At 70.6% G+C, this 19,254-nt stretch carries 22 protein-coding genes; 11 read left to right on the plus strand and 11 right to left on the minus strand.

Translation table 11 applies throughout. The features are described from left to right. Position 1: 1 nt before the first annotated feature. The 4 genes from FGG90_RS02725 to FGG90_RS02740 all read right to left on the minus strand — a co-directional run bounded on the left by FGG90_RS02725 (position 2) and on the right by FGG90_RS02740 (position 3,299). Positions 2-583, minus strand: coding sequence for a TetR/AcrR family transcriptional regulator (locus FGG90_RS02725; protein WP_094130684.1), 582 nt, complete (start codon positions 581-583; stop codon positions 2-4). Between the two features lie 104 nt (positions 584-687). Beyond that, positions 688-1,749 (minus strand): biotin synthase BioB, encoded by a 1,062-nt coding sequence (gene bioB, locus FGG90_RS02730; RefSeq protein ID WP_094130682.1) that lies wholly within the window; start codon positions 1,747-1,749, stop codon positions 688-690. Beyond that, positions 1,746-2,351 carry a biotin transporter BioY gene (locus tag FGG90_RS02735; RefSeq protein WP_094130680.1) on the minus strand — a complete coding sequence of 202 codons (606 nt, stop codon included), beginning with the start codon at positions 2,349-2,351 and terminating at the stop codon, positions 1,746-1,748. The genes bioB and FGG90_RS02735 overlap by 4 nt, the downstream gene beginning before the upstream one ends. A 336-nt stretch (positions 2,352-2,687) precedes the next feature. Further along, positions 2,688-3,299 (minus strand): pentapeptide repeat-containing protein, encoded by a 612-nt coding sequence (locus FGG90_RS02740; protein WP_165771411.1) that lies wholly within the window; start codon positions 3,297-3,299, stop codon positions 2,688-2,690. A gap of 444 nt (positions 3,300-3,743) precedes the next feature. On the opposite strand from FGG90_RS02740, the gene FGG90_RS02745 reads away from it, so the two are divergent. The 4 genes from FGG90_RS02745 (at position 3,744) to FGG90_RS02755 (ending at position 6,380) form a co-directional block, all read left to right on the plus strand. After that, a complete protein-coding gene (locus tag FGG90_RS02745; RefSeq protein ID WP_133065166.1) occupies positions 3,744-4,592 on the plus strand; it encodes a hypothetical protein in 849 nt (282 codons plus the stop codon). Between the two features lie 220 nt (positions 4,593-4,812). Next, positions 4,813-5,577, plus strand: coding sequence for a DUF1266 domain-containing protein (locus FGG90_RS02750; protein ID WP_094130677.1), 765 nt, complete (start codon positions 4,813-4,815; stop codon positions 5,575-5,577). Between the two features lie 62 nt (positions 5,578-5,639). Then, positions 5,640-5,762, plus strand: coding sequence for a hypothetical protein (locus tag FGG90_RS16115; RefSeq protein ID WP_272930231.1), 123 nt, complete (start codon positions 5,640-5,642; stop codon positions 5,760-5,762). Positions 5,763-5,834: 72 nt separating this feature from the next. Continuing rightward, entirely contained in the window at positions 5,835-6,380 is a 546-nt protein-coding gene (locus FGG90_RS02755) for a hypothetical protein (protein WP_094130676.1), read from the plus strand. 94 nt (positions 6,381-6,474) lie between these two features. Here the strand turns inward: FGG90_RS02755 and FGG90_RS02760 are convergent, their stop codons facing one another. Together FGG90_RS02760 and FGG90_RS02765 are read right to left on the minus strand one after the other, a co-directional pair. Continuing rightward, positions 6,475-7,611, minus strand: coding sequence for a PhzF family phenazine biosynthesis protein (locus FGG90_RS02760; RefSeq protein ID WP_307858624.1), 1,137 nt, complete (start codon positions 7,609-7,611; stop codon positions 6,475-6,477). Further along, positions 7,608-7,961 carry a hypothetical protein gene (locus FGG90_RS02765; protein ID WP_094130674.1) on the minus strand — a complete coding sequence of 118 codons (354 nt, stop codon included), beginning with the start codon at positions 7,959-7,961 and terminating at the stop codon, positions 7,608-7,610. Before FGG90_RS02765 ends, FGG90_RS02760 begins: the two co-directional genes overlap by 4 nt. A 215-nt stretch (positions 7,962-8,176) precedes the next feature. Here FGG90_RS02765 and FGG90_RS02770 point away from each other — a divergent pair, with 215 nt between their 5' ends. The 3 genes from FGG90_RS02770 (at position 8,177) to FGG90_RS02780 (ending at position 9,874) form a co-directional block, all read left to right on the plus strand. Then, positions 8,177-8,533, plus strand: coding sequence for a hypothetical protein (locus FGG90_RS02770; RefSeq protein ID WP_237583500.1), 357 nt, complete (start codon positions 8,177-8,179; stop codon positions 8,531-8,533). A gap of 73 nt (positions 8,534-8,606) precedes the next feature. Next, positions 8,607-9,044: a hypothetical protein gene (locus FGG90_RS02775; protein ID WP_094130672.1), complete on the plus strand. Its 438-nt coding sequence runs from the start codon at positions 8,607-8,609 to the stop codon at positions 9,042-9,044. Continuing rightward, positions 9,041-9,874: a hypothetical protein gene (locus tag FGG90_RS02780; RefSeq protein WP_094130671.1), complete on the plus strand. Its 834-nt coding sequence runs from the start codon at positions 9,041-9,043 to the stop codon at positions 9,872-9,874. The genes FGG90_RS02775 and FGG90_RS02780 overlap by 4 nt, the downstream gene beginning before the upstream one ends. A 76-nt stretch (positions 9,875-9,950) precedes the next feature. On the opposite strand, the gene FGG90_RS02785 is transcribed toward FGG90_RS02780, so the two are convergent. Next, positions 9,951-10,625 carry an SMI1/KNR4 family protein gene (locus tag FGG90_RS02785; protein WP_133065165.1) on the minus strand — a complete coding sequence of 225 codons (675 nt, stop codon included), beginning with the start codon at positions 10,623-10,625 and terminating at the stop codon, positions 9,951-9,953. Positions 10,626-10,721: 96 nt separating this feature from the next. Here FGG90_RS02785 and FGG90_RS02790 point away from each other — a divergent pair, with 96 nt between their 5' ends. Next, complete coding sequence (locus tag FGG90_RS02790; RefSeq protein ID WP_094130669.1) at positions 10,722-11,003, plus strand: hypothetical protein; 282 nt, start codon at positions 10,722-10,724, stop codon at positions 11,001-11,003. A gap of 102 nt (positions 11,004-11,105) precedes the next feature. Here FGG90_RS02790 and FGG90_RS02795 read toward each other — a convergent pair whose 3' ends face one another. After that, a complete protein-coding gene (locus tag FGG90_RS02795; RefSeq protein WP_094130668.1) occupies positions 11,106-11,402 on the minus strand; it encodes a hypothetical protein in 297 nt (98 codons plus the stop codon). 98 nt (positions 11,403-11,500) lie between these two features. On the opposite strand from FGG90_RS02795, the gene FGG90_RS02800 reads away from it, so the two are divergent. Then, a complete protein-coding gene (locus FGG90_RS02800; RefSeq protein WP_165771410.1) occupies positions 11,501-11,971 on the plus strand; it encodes an SUKH-4 family immunity protein in 471 nt (156 codons plus the stop codon). Between the two features lie 187 nt (positions 11,972-12,158). Here the strand turns inward: FGG90_RS02800 and FGG90_RS02805 are convergent, their stop codons facing one another. The 3 genes from FGG90_RS02805 to FGG90_RS02815 all read right to left on the minus strand — a co-directional run bounded on the left by FGG90_RS02805 (position 12,159) and on the right by FGG90_RS02815 (position 14,327). Next, entirely contained in the window at positions 12,159-12,509 is a 351-nt protein-coding gene (locus FGG90_RS02805) for a hypothetical protein (RefSeq protein WP_094130666.1), read from the minus strand. Positions 12,510-12,595: 86 nt separating this feature from the next. Next, complete coding sequence (locus FGG90_RS02810; RefSeq protein WP_165771409.1) at positions 12,596-12,976, minus strand: immunity 22 family protein; 381 nt, start codon at positions 12,974-12,976, stop codon at positions 12,596-12,598. 232 nt (positions 12,977-13,208) lie between these two features. After that, positions 13,209-14,327 (minus strand): GNAT family N-acetyltransferase, encoded by a 1,119-nt coding sequence (locus FGG90_RS02815; protein WP_094130664.1) that lies wholly within the window; start codon positions 14,325-14,327, stop codon positions 13,209-13,211. 156 nt (positions 14,328-14,483) lie between these two features. On the opposite strand from FGG90_RS02815, the gene FGG90_RS02820 reads away from it, so the two are divergent. Both FGG90_RS02820 and ftsY read left to right on the plus strand, forming a co-directional pair. Then, a complete protein-coding gene (locus FGG90_RS02820; protein WP_094130663.1) occupies positions 14,484-18,272 on the plus strand; it encodes an AAA family ATPase in 3,789 nt (1,262 codons plus the stop codon). A 20-nt stretch (positions 18,273-18,292) separates the two neighbouring features. After that, positions 18,293-19,168, plus strand: coding sequence for a signal recognition particle-docking protein FtsY (gene ftsY, locus FGG90_RS02825; RefSeq protein WP_063072657.1), 876 nt, complete (start codon positions 18,293-18,295; stop codon positions 19,166-19,168). Positions 19,169-19,254: the final 86 nt, after the last annotated feature.

The raw sequence follows: 19,254 nt of genomic DNA on the forward strand, positions 1-19,254 counted from the left end.
CTCACTCCTGGCGAGGAACGGTGGGGTCGGGCGAGGAGGGGTGTCGAGGGGGAGTGCGGAGGATGGTCGCGACGAGCCCGCCGAACGCATGCTCGTCTGCGTAGCGGGCGGCTTCCATGAGCATCAGGTTGTTGATGAGCATGCCGCGGCCCATGAAGGTCGCCACCTCCTCATCGGAGCCGCCCCTGTCGCGGAGCGTGCGGTAGACCTCTCCGAACAGCCGGCGCGACTCGCGTCCGATCTCGGGTTCGGCTGTGGCGGCGGAGAACCCGTGGGCATGGACCAGAACGGCTTCCGGCATCGAGAGCACGAGCTCCCGGTAGGCGGCCCCGAGGCGCTGGGGATCGAACCCCCGGGCGGGCGCGGTCCGGAACGTGTCGATGATCATCTCTCCCGCATGTGCGTGTGTCCGGATGAAGAGCAGTCGCTTCGAGCCGTAGGCCTGGATGACGTACGGCTGGGAGACGCCCATCTGCTCGGCGACCTGCGCGGTGGTGGTGCCGAAGTAGCCCCGCGCCGCGAAGGCGCGCATCGAGGCGGCGAGCAGTTCGTCGTTGCGGGCAGGGACGCTCCGCTCCGACATGGTGCACCTGTCCCTCGCTCACCTGTTATCGAGCGATAACAGGATGGCCGGGCGCCGGGGGCGTGTCAACACCCTGCGGGGGCTCGCACGATGTCCGGCGGAGGTCAGGCATTGGCGTCGAGGGACGTGCCTGCGCCCCGTCGCCGGGGGCGCGGCGGTCGAGGGGCCCCGACGATCTCGCCCCTGTCACCGGCTCCCTCGATGACGAACCCGTTCTCGCGGATGAGGGCGTGGTCCGCCGCGGCCGTCTGCCCTTCCGCGGTGAGGTAGTCGCCCAGGAACATCGAGTTCGCGACGTGGAGCGCGAGGCCCTGGAGCGTGCCCAGGTGGAGCTCGCGGCCTCCGGCGAGCCGGATCTCCGCCTCCGGGCAGATCAGTCGAGCCAGCGCCACGATCCTGAGGCACCGCAGCGGGGTCAGCGTCCACCTGCCTGCCATCGGGGTGCCGTCGAACGGCACGAGGAAGTTGATGGGGACGGACTCGGCTCCCAGTTCCCGGAGCGCGACGAGGGCTTCGACGATCTGGCGGTCGGACTCGCCGAGTCCGACGATCAGTCCGCTGCAGGGGGAGACTCCCGCGCGCTGCACCGCGGTGATGGTGTCGACTCGATCGGCGTAGGAGTGCGTCCGCACGATCTCGTCGTGGAAGGACTCCGCGGTGTTGATGTTGTGGTTGTACGCATCCACGCCGGCGGCGGCGAGGCGCTCGGCCTGGCCGTCGCGGAGGAGCCCGAGGCACGCGCAGACCTCGACGCTCGGCTGCCGGGCCTTCACGTGGGAGGCGATGTCCGCCACCCGGTCGATGTCGCGGCGCGACGGTCCGCGTCCGCTGGCGACCAGGCAGACACGGGCCGCCCCGCCCGCGATGCCGAGCTCGGCGTTCTCGACCGCCTCCTCCGTCGTGAGCCAGGAGTACCTCAGGATGGGCGCCGTGGATCCGAGGGCTTGCGAGCAGTAGCCGCAGTCCTCGGGGCACATGCCCGACTTCAGGTTCACCAGGTAGTTCAACTTCACCCGGTCGCCGAAGTGCCGTCGCCTGACGGCGGAGACGGCGGCGACGAGGTCCAGCACCTCGGAGTCGGGTGCGTCCAGCACCCGGAGGGCGTCGCTGTCGTCGATCCGGCCGCCGGCGAGGGAGATGTCCGCGAGGTCGTGGAACCCGCTCATGCCTCGTCGCCGGCGGAGTCCGGGCGCACCTTCCGGACGGCCCTCCAGGCGGACGGGAGGAGGGCGCTCAAGGCCAGCACCTTCACGGTGTCGCCGATCAGGAACGGGACGACCCCGAGCACGAGCGCGCGCCCGAGGTCGACGTGCAGGGACGCGGCGAGCCACGGCACGCCGAAGGCGTAGATGACGATCGTGCCGAGTCCGCCGAGGAGCAGCGTCGTCCCCACCTTCCGATCCGCCCGGCGACGGGCGAGCTGTCCGACGATGAGGGCCGCGGCGACGAATCCGACGATGTAGCCGAAGGTCGGGATCGCGATCCCCGACTGGCCGGAGGAGAACACCGGGGCCCCTGCCGCGCCGAGCGCCAGGTAGAGCACGGCGCTCAGCGCTCCCCGTGAGGATCCCAGCACGGCTCCGGTCGCCATCACCGCGAAGGTCGACATCGTGATCGGCACCGGCGTGAAGGGGAGGGGGATGGTGATCGTGGCCGAGGCGACGATGAAAGCGGTTCCCAGCGCGACGAGGACGGCATCCGTGGCCCGGGATCGGCGGATGACGTCGGCCAGGTACCGCGTGGGGCGTGAGGCGACAGCGAGAGTCAAGACTCCTCCTAAACGGTGTTCAGTGAACAGTGTTCAGGAAGATAGCAGAGCGCGCGGCTGTGTCGGTCCTCGGGCAGGACGACTTCGGTCTCCCCTGGGCGGAGCGGCGGCCGGTCTCGATGTCGAGCCCAGCGCCATCTCCTGCTGCTGCCCGGACGAGCCGGCGCTTCTGACGGAGCGGGGGCATCAGATCATGGAAGCTGGCGAGCGCGCCGACCGCGCCGACCGCGCCGACCGCGGGCGGCGCGGATCCGCGCCGAAGTCGTGGCCGTGCCGCTCGACCATCGCCGAGCCGACGGCTTCCTCCTCGGCGTCGACACGATCATCGGCGGACGCTCATCCCCTGTCGCGCCGCAGATATCCATCGACGTCGAATTCGACGCCCGTGACCGGTTCGCCGTTGATCCTCATCCCGTCCACCAGGCACCCCTCGAACACAGCGGCATCGACCTCCCCGAGGACCTGGCTTCCCGCGAAGGACGCGAAGTCCAGCCTCGCGCCGTCGAACCGGCAGCCGTCGAACGTGCAGTGGTTGTAGATCGCCCCGGTCATCCTGGTTCGGGAGAAGTCGCAGCGCACGAACGTCGTGCCCATCGCCACGGCCCTGTCCATCGCGGCGCCCGTGAAGTCACAGTCGATGTATTCCGCCCCCGGGCGGATGCCGTTCAGCTTGGCACCCACGAAACTGGTGGCCTCGAATCGCCGCGTCACGATGGTGCCGCGCAGGTCGATCCCGTCGAATACGCAGCCCGAGAACTCGGACTGGCTCAAGGACGCCCCTTCCGTGAAGGTGGAATAGGACATGTCCGTGTCCCGGACCGTCAGGTACCTGATCGATCTACGGACGTCCAGTCCGCGGAAGTCGACTTTGCCGCCGTCGGTGAATCCGAACGGTGAGTCGGGCATGGACCCGAACGTCCGAGACGCGTGGAGGATCGCCTTGTTCACGGCCAGCGCCTGTTCGGGTGTCCATCTCGCCCGTAGATCTCCGCGTCTCATCTATGGCGACCTCCTCCTGGTCCGAGGTCGTCGGACCTCCCTGCGCGGTGAACGCTTCTCGCGCCACGGATGCTACGGGGGTATCGGAGGGCGGGAGACCGTGTGAGTCATCTTGGCGCGCATGTCGCGTGTCGTCGATCCATCCCGTCGCTCGTCCGAGGCGCCAGGTCACCCTCTGGTCCACGTGGGTCCGTGGCCTGCTGTCGGGACACGACGACCGATCCGGTGTCGGGGCCGCCTTCAGCGGGCATCCTGGTCTCCGCGCCGCTCGCGCGGGGCGCTGCGGGGTCCCGCGCGGTGCGGTGATCGGATTCGAACGAGGAGGGGCTCGATGGGAAGCGACGAGTGGTCGCCAGGGAACTGCACCGGGGATCGGCGTCGGCGGGCTCGACCATGACGGGTCTCCGGGACATGGGCGTGCATTTCAGCGAGCTCGGCGGGTTCGCCCTGATGTCGCCTGCGGTGGTGGAGCGCGAGCTCGCCCCCGCCGTGGGCGACGATCTCTGGGGCCGTCTCGCCGCCGACGTCACGGGCGACGACGCGACCGATCGCGGCGTCATCATCCCCGTGACCGTGGATGAGTCCGGTCACTGCCGGATCGGCTTCCGGTTCGATCCGGGCGCGGAGGAGGTCGTCGCTCCTGCGGGACCGCTGGAGGTCGTGGGGAACCGCGTCGTCATGATGAAGCTGGCATCCCTCCTCGCGTGGGACCCCGAGAGGTCCTTGTTCGCGCTCGACGTGCCTGACGGGTGGTACGCGGTCCGCGTCGTCTCCGGCCGCGGAGACGAGGTGGCCGACCTCACCGTGACGGTCGCCCTCAGCCCGACGGCCGGCCCTGTCCGCCGGACGGCGGATCTCGACCTGCGACTCGCGGCGGACGGCACCCGTCGGACCCCGGGCATGGTGTCGATATGGACGGGTCGATTCGGTGACGAGGAGCGCCTCTGGGAGCACGTGTCGCTCGAGCGCCCCCATCGAGGGCCTGCCGGGAGCGTCTTCATGCAGGCCATGGGACTGGGCTGGTACGACCAGGATCGGTCATCGACGGTCTGGTTGCGACGGGCGGACGGCACCACCTCCATGGACCTGCCAGAGGGCGCGTTCGCCGCTGCCGTGGCGAACGACCTCGCTCGACGACCCGATGACGACGCGGCGGTCCTCCTCTACGACCTCGACGCCCGCGACTTGCCCGAGCCACCCGGGCTCACGCCCCTGCGGCTGCTCGGCGCGTACCGCTACTGAGGCCGCGATGCCGGCGTCGCGGCGCCTGCTCCTCCCGGCCGTCCGCGTCCAGCGATGGAGGCGATCATCCGGTAGCTCGAGGCCCGTGGGATCCAGGGCTCGATGAGCGTCGCAGGTCCGGTTTCACGTTTCGTCATGCGTTGACCCCGCAATTCTGCTTCTGCTAACTTCGCCTCCACGCGGCCACCCGGTCGCGTATCTGCCACGACCGAGAAAGCGCATGATGGGTCTTTTTTCCGCATTCAAGAAATTACTCGACGGCCCCGGATTCGTCACCTCTGACAATTCTCGTGAGCTGGATGGAGACGAGCGGCGCGCCATCGCCATGGGTCACATCTACGCCCGAGAGGGAGGGCTGCCGATCGACGCCCTCACGATGGAAGCCGACCAGCCCACCACCCAGAAGCTCCTGGCACGCGCGTGGGGCGTGGTCGATCACGACTCCTACCTCGACACGATGGGATGGCTCCGCGAGACCGGGCACCGATCCCTGTACCCGATCGTCACGCCGCTCGTCGACCGGTCGATCGCCGAGCGAGCGTGGTCCAAGGCAGCGAATGCCATCCAGGCCGAGGGCGTGGCCGAGGCGGAACGCCAGGGGCTCGACGGAGGACAGGCCGCGCTCTTCTTCCGGGGGTGGCTCCGTTCGACCGTGAGCGGCGGGCGCGCCGAGCTGCCGGTTCCGCTGCCTGCGTCGATCGCCGCCTGGGACTGCGCGCGCGCCGTCCAGCTGTCACGGCTCGCCGTCGACGCCGGGTTCACCACAGACGCTGAGGCCTTCGGCCTGCTGACCCACTTCGTCACCATCTCCCGGGAGCACCATCAGTCGTGGCAGGAGTTCGGCGACGCCTTCGTGACGGGGAGGGCGTTCTGGTGCGCGAAGGACGTGAAGAACCCCGTGGACCAGGAGCTGCGGAGCTTCACCCTCGCGCGGGACGACCTCATCAGGCGCGAGGACTCACCCTGGCGGACGGCCGCCTGGTAGTGCGGATGCACCCGCGATCACGGCTGTCACGATCGGCCACGCATCGACCACTCGTCCTCCGCATGTGGCCGTCGCTCGTGCTGCTCGGAGCCACCATCACGGGGATGGTGATCGTCGCCGTCGGTCATGATGACATCGCCGATGAGGTCCAGACATTCCTTCAGGCGCTGCGACGCGCGCTCTGAACCCAAATTCGAAAGAGGCAACAAGACCCGATGTTCAACCCATTCAGCGCTCGCCGCACGAAAGCTCCCGTCGTGCTCGACGTGCACCTCAACTCGCGGCTGCAACCCCAGCACCGCGGCGACGTCTTCGAAGACCCCCTGGATCAACTCCTCGCGAAGCACGCCCCGGGCAGCGAGGTGATCGGCGGCGGTACCGAATTCGATCCGGAACGAGGGCCGCTGTCCTGCGATTCCGAGGTCCGACTCTCCGGCGACCCCGAGGAGACGACACGACGCGTCATCGACATCCTCGAGTTCCTCGGTGCCCCCACGGGATCGTGGGCGCGCCTGGGTGACGGTGAGCCGATCCGCTTCGGCACGTGGCACGGGCTGTCGCTGGCTCTCGACGGCACGACTCTGCCCGACGAGGTCTACGACCAGAACTCGACCCAGGACTTGGTCGACCGGATCGACGCAGCGCTTCCCGAGGACGCCGAGAGGCACTCTTCGTGGGCGGGACCAGCGTGGACGTACCTCTACTACTACGGTCGCGATCTCGAGGCGCTCCGAGCGGCGATCGAGTCGGTCACCAGCGTCCATCCGCTGGCCGCCAACCACGTCATCGAGAAGATCACGTAGGCAGCCATAGCGGCCTCTCGTCGCCGAGCGCCACGGTGCTCGAGCAGATCCCCGCTGACCCCGATCGCGTCTACAAGCTCACGGCGGACATCAGCTAGAGGATGACGGTGCCCGCGATGAGGACGTCGGCACGGCCTCCGACCCAGAGGCCGTCCTGGTCCTGTTCGATGTGGACGAGGCCGTGCCGGCCCATGGCGCCGCCTTGCGCTGCCGTGTACGGCGCTGCGATGCGACCCGCGGCGATGAGCCATTCGGCGGCCGCGGCGTTGAGGCTGCCCGTCACAGGGTCTTCGCGGAGTGGCTCGCTGCCGTCGGTGAAGAACGCGCGTACCTCGAGTGCGGAGCCCTTCGAGGGATCCCGAAGACCGAGGACCCCGATGTCCCACCTCCCGGGTTCTGTCGCAGCATCGGGGCGGAGGGCGAGCACGGCGTCGGCGTCGGCGAGCAGGACGCCCACCCACCCGGGACCGTTGTCGAGCCATTCCGCAGCTACGACGTCGCCGGGGCCGATGCCGAGGATCCTGGAGATGGCCGCGAGCAGATCAGGGTCGACGCAGCCGGAGCGCGTGCGCGGAGGAGCGACGAAGGCCAGGGTGTCGTCTTCCACCCGGATGGGGACGAGACCTGCCATGCACTCCTGCGTGACACGACCCGGGACGTTCGGGGTGTTGCCAGCGTCGAGCCAGGCGCGGACGGTGCCGAGGGTGGGGTGGCCGGCGAAGGGCAGTTCCAGGTCGAGGCTGAAGATCCGGACCCGGTAGTCGGCACCCGGCGATGTAGGCGGGAGGACGAAGGTGCACTCGGAGAGGTTCGTCCACGCGGAGAAACGGCGCATCGTGGCCTCGTCGAGACCGTCGGCGTCGAGGACGACCGCCACCGGATTGCCGGTGCCTGCGGTCGCGCCGAACACGTCGACCTGCCGGAAGTCCCGCTGTCGCGCGATGTCGAGCATGTCTGACAATCGACGTCCCCTCATGATCTGGTCGGTGGATGGAGCGCCCAGCGTGCCGGGTCTGACGCTTCGAGAACCGAGGCGGTCACTCGGTCCGTGGAACCCGGCTGCGTCGATGCTGCCACCGGGTCGCTGCTCGTGCAATGCAGATCCTGCCGCGTCGATCTGCGCTGTCACGGCGCCGTCATCGTGTCGTCGGAGATCCGTCTCATGATGCGGAGAGATCATGGTCGCGCCTGCGGTGAGCCGATCAGCCGCGAGATCGCCGTGTCGGTTCATGCAGCAGTCCTCCACGGCGTCGCCGTCGGCGGCGCCGTTCGGTCCGCCGTCGAGTGGGTCACGGTCACGGACGCGGAGAAGGCCGGTATTCGGCACGGGCAGCCGGCAGAAGGCCTCAGGAGCACGCCTAGGCCCTCCCGCCCGCCGGCGACGGACGGGAAGCCGATCGCGACGCGGGCGACGGGGACCAGCGTCGCGAGTTCCCGCCATGGGCCGAGGGTCGCCCCAGCGCGCACGACTCGCATCGTCTGTGTCGCGGCGACATCAGCTCGGATCTCGGTGAGGCCCTCCGCCACGTCGAGGACGGCGACGATGCCGAGGAAGGCGCCGATGCCTGTGCGGTCGGTCACCTCGATGTGGAGCGGTGTCTCACGGGGAGCAGCCTCTCGTCCCGGGTCGCGGGTCGCGGGTCTATGCCACCTGAACGATGTTCACCTATGCTGTGGCTCCGTAGACGACCTGCCGGATCGGGTTCGGTCTGCCGCGCGCGGCGCTCCGATCGCAGTCGGGATCGTCACGAGTCCGTTACCGCTGTCGCCGCTCACGCGGCGGACCGTCCCGCTGAATGGAGAAAGTCATGGACCCTGCCGGTTCCTGGGGGATCGAAGACCTAGACGGGCACGCCTGCACGATCGTCGGCCACTATGTCGGCCCGTGGGACGTGTCCATCGGGGGCGGCCCCGACCGATTCATGGTCACGGCATCGGCCGAGGACGGCCTGCGCATCGCGAACGCCCTGAGTGTCGCCGATGAGGATGAGGATGAGGACGAGGACGACACCGTCGACTTGACAGTAGGCGGTCAAGCGATCGAGTTCCCCCGCCGGTACGCGCTGACGCGAGATGAAGCGCTGGCGGCCATGGGCGATCTCCAGAGCGGCAGCCTCGACGTCTCCCGTTGGGAACTCCTCGGTGATGCGTGAGGGCAGACGACATGCCATGTCGCCAGGGCTCTGACCGGGGTATCCCAGAGGATGCGCGGAAGGTGAGATCGCGATGAGGCTCGGGAAGTCGTCTGATTCGAGCGGATGCACGAACGTCTATGAGATCTCGAATGAGATCGAGTCCGTCTTCCCGTTTCTGGAGGAGAAGTACGCGCACGTGGATGTGGAGGTCTTCGTGGTGTTCCGCTGCTTCCCGGGTCCGCACCGGCGGAAGGCGACGCGGAGGTATGTGAAGAGCGAGAGGGTGCTCTACATCGATCTGCACTTCGACGAAGAGATATTGAAGCATGCATCTGGCGACGAGCAGAGGGCCGCGATCAGTTGCGGCTTCCTCACCTATCTCAGTGGCAGCTTGAGCAATTACGAGTTCAGCGAGTTGCATGTGGAGAAGTTCATGAGCGATCTTCGAGAGGCATGTGAGGGGATCGGCTGGCGCACGGATTGCCCGCCCGAGAGCGTCCTTCCGGACGCACGAGGCCGCGGCCGATGAGCCGAAGAGCCGTACTGCTGCACAGTTCGCACCGCGACGCGTTCCTGGGGGACGACGTGGACATGGTGTTCTACGACCAGCCGGCCGATGTCGACGAGCTGACTCATGTCCGTGACGCGCATCTGTGGTCGCCGCACGGGGCGCGCATCGATCGTCTGCCCGAGATCGTCGCCGCGATGGCGGGTCTGAGGAAGCTGAGCATCGGGCCGGGTGATGTGTCGTCCGATGTCGTGACCCGGTTGCGGGAGGGCGACCTGCCCGAGGGTCTGCGGGAGCTGTCCATCCTCACCGGGAGGCGGCCTGTGACGTGGCCGGACGTGCGCCTGCCGAATCTGAACGCGCTGATGGCGGAGGGACCGCTCCGATTCTCCGTCGTCAGCTTCCCGGAGCTGCGGAGCCTCACCATCTACCCGCAGAGGTCGTTCGACGACGTGCGGCGAGCACTCGCGTTGCCGCTGGAGGAGTTGAATCTCCTCAACGTGCCCATCGACGAGCGGGTGTTCGCGCTCCTCGAACCGGTGGGTCTTCGGCGGCTGGGACTCCACGGTGGGCGCACACTGAAAGGGTTGACGGGCATCGGAGTGCTCGGGCAGCTGGAGTCCTTGCGTCTGAAGAACCTCACGAGCCTCGGTGACATATCCGAGCTGGCGACTCTCCAGCGGCTCGAGAACCTGGACATCCAGTACTGCAAGAGCATCACGGGAATCGCGGCCATCAACGAGCTCGCCGTCTTGCGACGTCTGATCCTGGTGGGTTGCGGGAAGATCGGTCTCTCGGAGATCGAGGAGAAGGTGTCGACGCTCGACACGGTGATCGGGGCCACCAGCTGAATCGACGCGGTACCCGTGCGCACCGCGCCGAGCTCGCGCGGTGAGATCGGCATCTATGCGAGTAGATGTCCGTGGGTCAACAGGATCCATGCGGCACGGGACGATGGCGCTGGTCTCTCCTCCCCGAGGAGGGGTTTCGACGCTCAGCCGCCGATATGCGCATCGAGCAGCACTCCAGAGAGTGCCGATGGGAATGCGCGACTGGCGCGGATCGAGCTGCGCTCGGCCGCATCGCCGGGCGCAGGGGATCGTCACTCCGCATAGGCGTCGGGGAAGAGCAGCTCGAGGGTGCCGCTCGGGGTGCCCAGTAGAGGTGGTCGCCTCGTGTCTGCCAGACGCTGACCAGGAACGCCTCGAAGGACGGTGCGATCACGGGCCAGCTCCCGACGACGCCGTGGAGCTCGGAGAAGCTGTCCAGCACGCGATCGGGACGATCGACGGACAGATCCACGGTGACGAACTCACCGGAGGACGTACGAGCGACCAGATACGCGCTCCGGCTCGTCGGGTCGTCCCATCCGGGATCGCCCGCGATCACCGGATTCGCGGGTATCACGTCCTCGGGCGCGAGAACCTGCACCTCGCCCGCCTGGCCCATGAACAGCGTGGCACCTCCGCAGGAGCGGTAGAACGTGACCAGGTCAGCAGGCAGGGTCTCGATGTCGTCACGCAGCCGAGGAAGGGACGTCGGTGGCAGCACGGCGCAGCCGCTGTGGAGTCGAGCCTCGGTCATCACGTCGAGCAGCCTCATCGGGAGCACGATAGCGGGATGCGGAGCGAAGATGGGATCGGTCGCTCCGGATGCCGTCCACGCTCCGCCACGCCCGTTCCCGTACGCTCATACCCCATGGACGCTGAGATGACCGTGCGGAAGGCCCTGATGCAGGCCGACCGCGGCGATCACGCGGCCGCAGTGGCCACCCTGCGTCAGCTGGTCGACGCAGACGACGCCGACTCGGTCGTGCGGGTACGAGCGCTGGTGATCCTCGGTGACATGCTCAGCAGCCAGGGAGATCGTCCCTCCGCCCGCCCCCTGTTGATCGAGGCGGTGGACATGGCCGAGCGCCTGGGTGAGGTCGACGACCTGCTCGACCACGAACTGATGCGAGCACGCGAGCTCCTCGACTGAGGGGGGGAGCCGAGCGGCGCCATTCCGCACGGCGGGTCCGTGGGACCCGGGTGAAGGGGGAAGGCGACGGGAGGGGCTCCGCATCTCATACGAGGAAGCAGCTCAGCCGAAGTATCGGCCTCGGAGCTCGCCCGGCTGCTTCACGATGACCTCGTACTCGGCATGCTGGTCCTCCATCACGGACAGCTGATCCTGGAGAGCGGCGACGACCTGGGCGAGCTCGATCACCTGAGAGCCCGGATGTACACAGGCCTGCCCGCCGACGGTGATGTCGACCCCGTCGTCGTCAGCAGCGTTCAGGACATTCAGCACGGTCCGCGGTGTCTCCACGCGGGCGACGTAGCCGCCGTCTCCACCACCGACCATGATCACGGTGTCGCCGGGTCCGAATGACGTCATGGTCCGGTCATCCAGTCGGGGATCGCCCGTCCGTGACACATGCTCGGCGGCTGGAGTGCGATCCGATGGCGACGGGGACTGGCGCGTATCCTACGCGCATGGCAGAGCACTCCCTGGGCTTCGAGCTGTTCCCACGAGATCTCGGCGGCCGGGATGAGCCCCCTGCCGCAGGCACGAGGGTGATCGGCCGCATGTTCGGCGACGAGTTCTCCGTCGAGGAGCGTGCCGACGGACGCGTCGTCGTCGTACGTGCTGCGAACGGGGAGGTCATCCCGCTGAATCGCGACCGGGAGGCGCTCGAGGAGTTCCTCGAGGCGTTCGACGAGTACGTGCGCGACGGGCCGCCCCCGTCTGGTCCCGTCGTGAGGACAGCGGCGCAGATGGCGGAGCGTCTCGCCCTGATGCGCGCCGGCGCGCTGAAGCCCGCGGCTCCGCGAACGCCGGCGGTGTCGCATGAGCGACGCGTGGAGCGGCTGCGGAAGCGGTGGGAAGCCGCGGACCCCGATGCGCTGGGCGTCGACGGGTGGTGGACGGGGACGCTGGAGCAGGCCGAGGACGAGCAGATCTGAGTCGCGGCCTCCCTGCCCTCCCGCGTGATGCGGTCTCGGTCGCCTCGGCCTAGAACTGGCTGAATCCCGGGACGACCTCGCTGACCCGCCCGTGCGCGTCGAAGTCGGCGTAGACGTACAACGCGCCGTACCCGAGGGGATAGTCGCCCTCCACGAAGCGAGAGCTCGCGCAACCTCACCGCCCGGGTCAGGGCATCAGATCGAGTGATGCCGTGTCGCTGATCTCGAGGTGTTCGGCGCCGAGGCACCATTCGGGAAGCCCGGCACTGACGTCGCCCCAGAGCTGGACCAGGGCGACGGATCGCGGTTCGCCGTCCACGAGCAGCGAATCGAGCTCACCGGAGAGCGGGATCTGCCTCAGGTCCGTCGGCATCCGCAGCCTCAGCGGCGCATGGATGCCGCTGATGGTGAGACGGGTCACCGAGGTGCGCGCGATGTCGAGGGTGGGTGACGGCGGGTCGTGCAATACGAGCCCGTCGACATCGACGAGCTGCGCGCGGTCGGGCGCTTCGCCGTGGTGCTCCGAGGTCGTGCACACCCCACGCGAAGTAGCAGGCGGGCGCCTGTCGCGACGCCGGCTGGGTCCGCGGTCCCTCTCGTCACATGCGGTCGCGCGCTCGCCTCTCACGTCGGAGATGCCGACTTGCTGTACTCGCATGCACCGATGTAGGTCAACGGAGCGTCGGCGGTGCCGGCACCGGGAGAGCCCTCGAGGTCGTACACGACGTACACCGCGTTGAATCCGTGCAGATCGATGGCGGAGACCAGGGCATGCGCGAACGACGCCCCCCAGGACAGCCCGCAGAGGGCGGCCCGGACATCACGGCACCCCTCGAGGTAGATGCCCTCGGCGAAGTCCTCGTCGTACCAGGGCACACCTGATCGGGAGATGAAGGCGCTGCTGACCGAATCACCCTCGTACTGCATCTCGACATGCGAGAAGAACTGCTCCTCGCTGTCGAAGTGCCCCGCCCAGACGGATACCAGCTGAGGGTCAGGGCCCACGATCATCTCCTCCCATGCCGGCCGGTCCTCTTCCTCCGACCTCACCGACCGGGCTCACGAGGCTACAGCTCCCCGAAGCGATCCCGCCTGCCCCTCGGGTGAGATGTCGGGCACCGACATGGAGACCGCGGGAGCCCTCGTGCGCGGCGCTCATGCCGCGGCTCAGCACCATCCCCGCTCGCGGTCGAGGAGATCCGATCCGAGATCAGCCCAGGCCGAGCTCCGTCCACCCTCAGCGGGCCGCGTCGACCTCCCGCAGCCAGCTCCCGCTCGTGCCGACGTGACGGAACCCCAGCGCCTCGTTCACGGCGAGCATCGGCCGGTTCTCGTCCGCGTTCCAGGTGACGACGCGGTCGGCCTCGGGCGCCTCGCGCGCCAGGAGCCGCAGGTTCTCGACCTTGAGGAGCATGCCCAGGCGGTGGCCGCGGTGCTCGGCGAGCACGAGCGTGTCCTGCTGGTAGGTGTACGCGTGGCCGTCGGATCGGCGGCCGCTGGGGGAGACGGCGATCTCGGTGAAGCCGACGAGGCGGCCGGTCGCGACGTGCTCGACCGCGGTGGTGAGACCCGTGCGGCCGGCGGACGCGCGGCGGGCCTCGGCCTGGCGGATCCGGTCGGCGTCCCAGGCGTCCTCGGCCTGCGGGAGGTCGCCCTGCGGGGTGTCGGTCGACATGCGCGTGTGCAGCACGGCCAGGTCGTCGAGCAGGTGCTCCGGCGTCGCGTCGACCCACGAGACGACGCGGTAGGCGTCCCCGGCGGCGCGGCGCGCGTCGGCGAGGTGCGCCGCGAGCGTCGGGGCGGCGGCGACGGTGTCGAGCGCGCTCGTCCGCGCGGTCTGGCCGAGGCGGTAGCCGGCATCGACGACGAAGCGGGAGGACGGGTCGTCGGCCCCCACCGCGCCGATGCCCGTGGGGGAGGGGATGGGGGTCCCGTTCGCCTCGGCGCGGTGCATCGTGAAGCCCATCAGCGTCCGGCAGCCCTCCTCGAGCGCGATCCGCTCGACGCGCTCGCGCAGGGCCCGCCCGATGCCCTGGCGGCGGTGCTCGGGGAGCACGGAGACGGCCACGTCCGACGTCGTCGGATCGTTGAGCCAGGTCGTGAGGAGGCCGCGGCCGACGATCCGCCCGTCGACCCGGGCGGCGTACAGGCGCTTCCGCACGTGCGCGACGTCGGCGTAGTCGGCGATCAGCTCCTGCGGGAGCCAGACGAACGCGTCGTGTCCGAGGTCGTGCGACTGCGCGCGGTTGACGACGTCGGTGAGGGCCACGAAGTCGTCCCAGCCCGCGGCGCCGGCGGCGGTCGGCGGGCGGACCTCCTCGACGGCGAAGGCGCGGTCGTCGGCGTCGTGCGGCATGGTCGGCTCCCTCGTCGGCGCGCGCGACCGTCCGGGGCCGGCGCTCCACCACGGTAGCGGCGGCACGACGGGCCGGGCCTCACGCGCGCGGCTCCCGGCCAGGCGCCTCCCGTCCGGTAGCGTGATCGAGACCATCACGCGAGGAGGGCGACGGGCGTGCACCTGAAGAGCCTGACCCTCAAGGGGTTCAAGTCGTTCGCGCAGCCGACCACGTTCCAGTTCGAGACGGGCGTGACGTGCGTCGTCGGCCCGAACGGATCCGGCAAGTCGAACGTCGTCGACGCCCTCGCCTGGGTCATGGGCGAGCAGGGCGCGAAGACCCTCCGCGGCGGCAAGATGGAGGACGTCATCTTCGCCGGCACGTCCACGCGCGGGCCGCTCGGCCGCGCGGAGGTCACGCTCACGATCGACAACGCCGACGGCGCGCTCCCCATCGACTACAGCGAGGTGGCGATCCGCCGCACGCTCTTCCGCAACGGCGGCAGCGAGTACGCGATCAACGGCACGTCCTGCCGCCTGCTCGACGTGCAGGAGCTCCTCAGCGACTCCGGCCTGGGCCGCGAGATGCACGTCATCGTCGGCCAGGGTCGGCTGGACAACGTGCTCCGCGCGACCCCCGAGGAGCGACGCGGCTTCATCGAGGAGGCCGCGGGGATCCTCAAGCACCGCCGCCGCAAGGAGCGCACCCTCCGGAAGCTCGAGGGGATGCAGGCGAACCTCACGCGCCTCAACGACCTGGCCGGCGAGATCCGGCGGCAGCTCAAGCCCCTCGGCCGGCAGGCGGAGGTCGCGCGGCAGGCGCAGACGGTCGCGGCCGTCGTGCGCGATGCCCGCGCCCGCCTCGTCGCCGACGAGGTCGTGGGCCTCCGTCGCGCGCTGGCCGAGCACACGCGCACCGAGGAAGAGCGCACGACCGAGCGCATGGTGCTGCAGGAGAAGCTCGACCGGGCCGTCCTCCGCTCCGCGCGCATCGTCGAGGAGCAGGAGGGCGACGAGGTCGACGGCGCCCGCCGCACGGCCTTCGCGCTCGAGCAGGTGCAGGAGCGCCTCCGCAACCTGCTCTCGCTCGCGCAGCAGCGGCTCGCGCTCCTCGGCTCCGCGGACGACGCCCCGGAGGCCGCCGCGGGTACCACGCCGGCGCAGGTGCAGGAGTCGCGCGACGAGGCCGAGCGGCTCGTCGCGCTCATCGCCGAGGCGGAGGCGGGCTGGGCGTCCGCCCGCCAGGCGACCGCCGCGGCCCGGCAGGCGCTCGACGCGCTCGACGAGGAGATCCAGGCGCAGAGCGCGCTCGTCTCCCGGCACGACCTCGAGATCGCGGGGCTCACGGGACGCGCCGAGACCGCGGGATCCCGTCTCGCGGCCGTGCGCGGCGAGGTGCTCCGGCAGCAGAACGCGCTCGACGCGGCGCGCGCCCGGCTCGCCGCGGCGGAGGCCGAGCGGGAGCGCGGCGAGGCGGAGGGCGAGGCCGACGAGCAGGGCGGATCCGAGCTGACCCGCGCCTACGAGGACGCGCAGGCCGACGTCGCCACCGAGGAGTCCGCCATCGAGGCCGTGCGCGAGGAGCTGCACGCGAGGGAGCGCGAGCGCGACGCCCTGGCCGCGCGCGAGCAGGCCCTGGCGAGCGCGCTCGACCAGCGCGACGGATCCAGCGACCTCGTCGCCGCCGGCCTGCCGGGCGTCCGCGGCCTCCTCGCCGAGCACGTGCATGTCCACCCGGGCTTCGAGGCCCCGGTCGCCGCGGCGCTCGGCACGCTCGCCGACGCGGTGCTCGCCGACACGCACGAGGACGCCGTGGCGGCGCTGCGCCGCGCGGTGGACGACGACCTCGGGCGCGTCGAGGTCGTCGTCGCGGGATCCGGCGCCGCGGCGGACGCCCCGGCCGCCGCCGCGGGCGGCCCGGTCCCCGCGTCCTCCGTGGTCGACGCGCCCGACGGCGTCCGGCGGATCCTCGCGGGCGTCGTGATCGTCGACGACCTCGACCAGGCGGTCACCCTCCTCGACGGCCCCGCCGCGCCCGCCACCGCGATCACCCGCGCGGGCGAGGTCGTCCAGGCGCACGTGCTGCGCGGCGGATCCGGCGCCACCCGCTCCAAGCTCGAGCTCGTCGCCGCGCGCGAGGCGTCCGCCGCGACGCTCACGGGCGTGCGCGCCCGCATCGACGACCTGCAGGTGGACCTCGCGGCCGGCCGGGAGCGCCTCCGCGCCGCCCGGGAGCGCGCCGCCACGGCGCTCGGCGGGCTCCGCGAGGCCGACGCGCGCCTCGCCGCGCACGCCGAGCGCCTCAGCCGCTCCCGCGCGCAGGCCGAGTCCGCCGCCGCCGAGCTCGCGCGGGTGCAGCGCGGCCTGGACCTCGCGAGCGCCTCCGTCGACGAGGCCGTCGCCGCGTCCGACGCCGCGCGGCGCGCGCTCGACGAGGCCCGATCCCGGCCCCGTCCCGTGCTCGACGCGAGCGGCCGCGACGCCCTCGTCGCGGAGTGGGAGGCGGCGCGCGAGGCCGAGATCGAGGCGCGCCTGCAGGTCGAGACCGCCCGCGAGCGCGTGCGCGCGGAGCAGGAGCGCACGGTCGCCCTCGAGCGTCGCCTCGCCGCCGAGCGCGCCGCCGCCGAGGAGGCCGCGCGCCGCCAGGTGATCCGCCGCCGCCAGATCGCCCGGGCCGCGTCCGTCGCCGACGCCCTGCCCGCGGTCGTCCGCGCCGCCGACCGCAGCACCGCCGAGGCGCGGCTCGTCCTCGCCCGCGCCGAGGAGTCCCGCGCGGGCCGCAACGCCGAGCTGGCCGCCCTCCGCCGCGAGGAGGCCGAGCTGCGGGAGCGCCTGCACGGGATCACCGAGGACGTGCACGGACTGGAGCTGCAGATCTACGAGAAGCGCCTGCAGGTCTCGCAGCTGCTGGAGCGCGCCGCGAGCGAGCTCGGACTGGGGGAGGAGGTGCTCGTCGCCGAGTACGGTCCCGACGTGCCCGTGCCCGAGGAGGCGCCGCTCCCGCCGCGGCAGCGTCCCCGGAAGGACGCAGCGGCCGACCCGGACGCGGATGCCGATGACGGGGCCGAGGCCGTCGCGGAGCCGGTGGATGCGCCGGCCGAGCGCGCGGAGCCGACCGACCACGGGGACGACGCCGACGCGGATCCCGACGCCGCCGCCGACGACGACACCGACGCCGCCCCGCCCGTCCCCACCCGCCCCTTCGACCGCGAGGAGCAGCGTGCCCGGCTGCAGTCCGCCGAGCGGAAGCTCGCGCAGCTGGGCCGCGTCAACCCGCTCGCGCTCGAGGAGTTCGCCGCGCTCGAGCAGCGGCACCTGTTCCTCACCGAGCAGCTCGCCGACCTGACGGCGACGCGCAAGGACCTGCTCACGATCATCGACGACCTCGACCGCACCATGCAGGGCGTGTTCGCGGCCGCGTTCGAGGACACGCGCCAGGCGTTCGACCGCGTCTTCCCGATCCTCTTCCCGGGCGGCACCGGCAGCATCCACCTCACCGACCCGGACGACCTCCTCACCACGGGCATCGAGGTCAGCGTGCGTCCGGCGGGCAAGCGCATCGAGCGCCTGTCGCTGCTGTCCGGCGGCGAGCGATCGCTCGCTGCGGTGGCCCTGCTCATCGCGATCTTCACCGCCCGGCCGAGCCCGTTCTACATCATGGACGAGGTGGAGGCGGCCCTCGACGACGCCAACCTCGGCCGCCTGCTCACGATCCTCGAGCAGCTCCGCGACACGTCGCAGCTCATCGTCATCACGCACCAGAAGCGCACCATGGAGATCGCCGACGCCCTCTACGGCGTCTCGATGCGGCAGGACGGCGTGAGCGCCGTGGTCGGCCAGCGGGTGAGCCGCGAGCCGCGTCCCGCGACGCCGACCGCGGGATCCGACGACGCCCCGTCCGTCGCCGCCGCCCACGACGCGTCCCCGGCTCCCGCCGACGCCCCGGAGGAGCGGGCGGCCTCCTGACCCGCGGCTACGCTGGGCACATGGCAGCCCGCACCCCCTGGTCCCTCTCCGGCGCGCTCCGCGGCATGTTCGCGAAGCCGACGATCGACGAGACCACGTGGGACGACCTCGAGACCGCCCTCATCACCGCGGACTTCGGGCCCGACGTCACCGAGGCCACCATCGATGACCTCCGCCAGAAGGTCGAGCGCTACCGCACGACCGACCCGCGCGACCTCCAGCGCATGCTCCGCGAGAGCATCGAGGAGCGCCTGGCGAAGCACGACCCCACGCTCAAGCTCAGCGCGCGCCCCGCCGTGATCCTCGTGGTCGGCGTCAACGGCGTCGGCAAGACCACCACCATCGGCAAGTTCGCGAAGTTCCTCCGCAACTACGGCCGCACGGTCGTCGTGGGCGCGGCGGACACGTTCCGCGCCGCGGCCGTCGACCAGCTCGCGACCTGGGCCGAGCGCGCGGGCGTCGAGATCGTGCGCCCGCAGCAGCCCGGGCAGGATCCCGCGAGCGTCGCCTTCCAGACCGTCGAGCACGCGATGCGCACGGGCACCGAGATGGTCATCATCGACACGGCCGGCCGCCTGCACACCAAGGGCGGCCTCATGGACGAGCTGTCGAAGATCCGCCGCGTGGTCGAGAAGCAGTCGCCCATCGCCGAGGTGCTCCTCGTCCTCGACGCGACGACCGGCCAGAACGGGCTCGCGCAGGCGCAGGCGTTCATCGAGCACGGCGGCGTCACGGGCCTCGTCATCACGAAGCTCGACGGATCCGCCAAGGGCGGCTTCATCCTCAACGTGCAGGAGCGCACGGGCATCCCCATCAAGCTCATCGGCCAGGGCGAGGGCATCGGCGACCTCACCGGCTTCACGCCCCACGTCTTCGCCCAGAACCTCGTCGGCTGACCCGACGCCGTCCGGGCGCAGGACCTCGCCGGCCCCCACGTGTCCGCGCAGGACCTGGTCGGCTGACCCGGGCCTGGCCCGACCGC

The organism is Clavibacter michiganensis subsp. tessellarius, assembly GCF_021922985.1.
GTDB classification, from domain to species: domain Bacteria; phylum Actinomycetota; class Actinomycetes; order Actinomycetales; family Microbacteriaceae; genus Clavibacter; species Clavibacter tessellarius.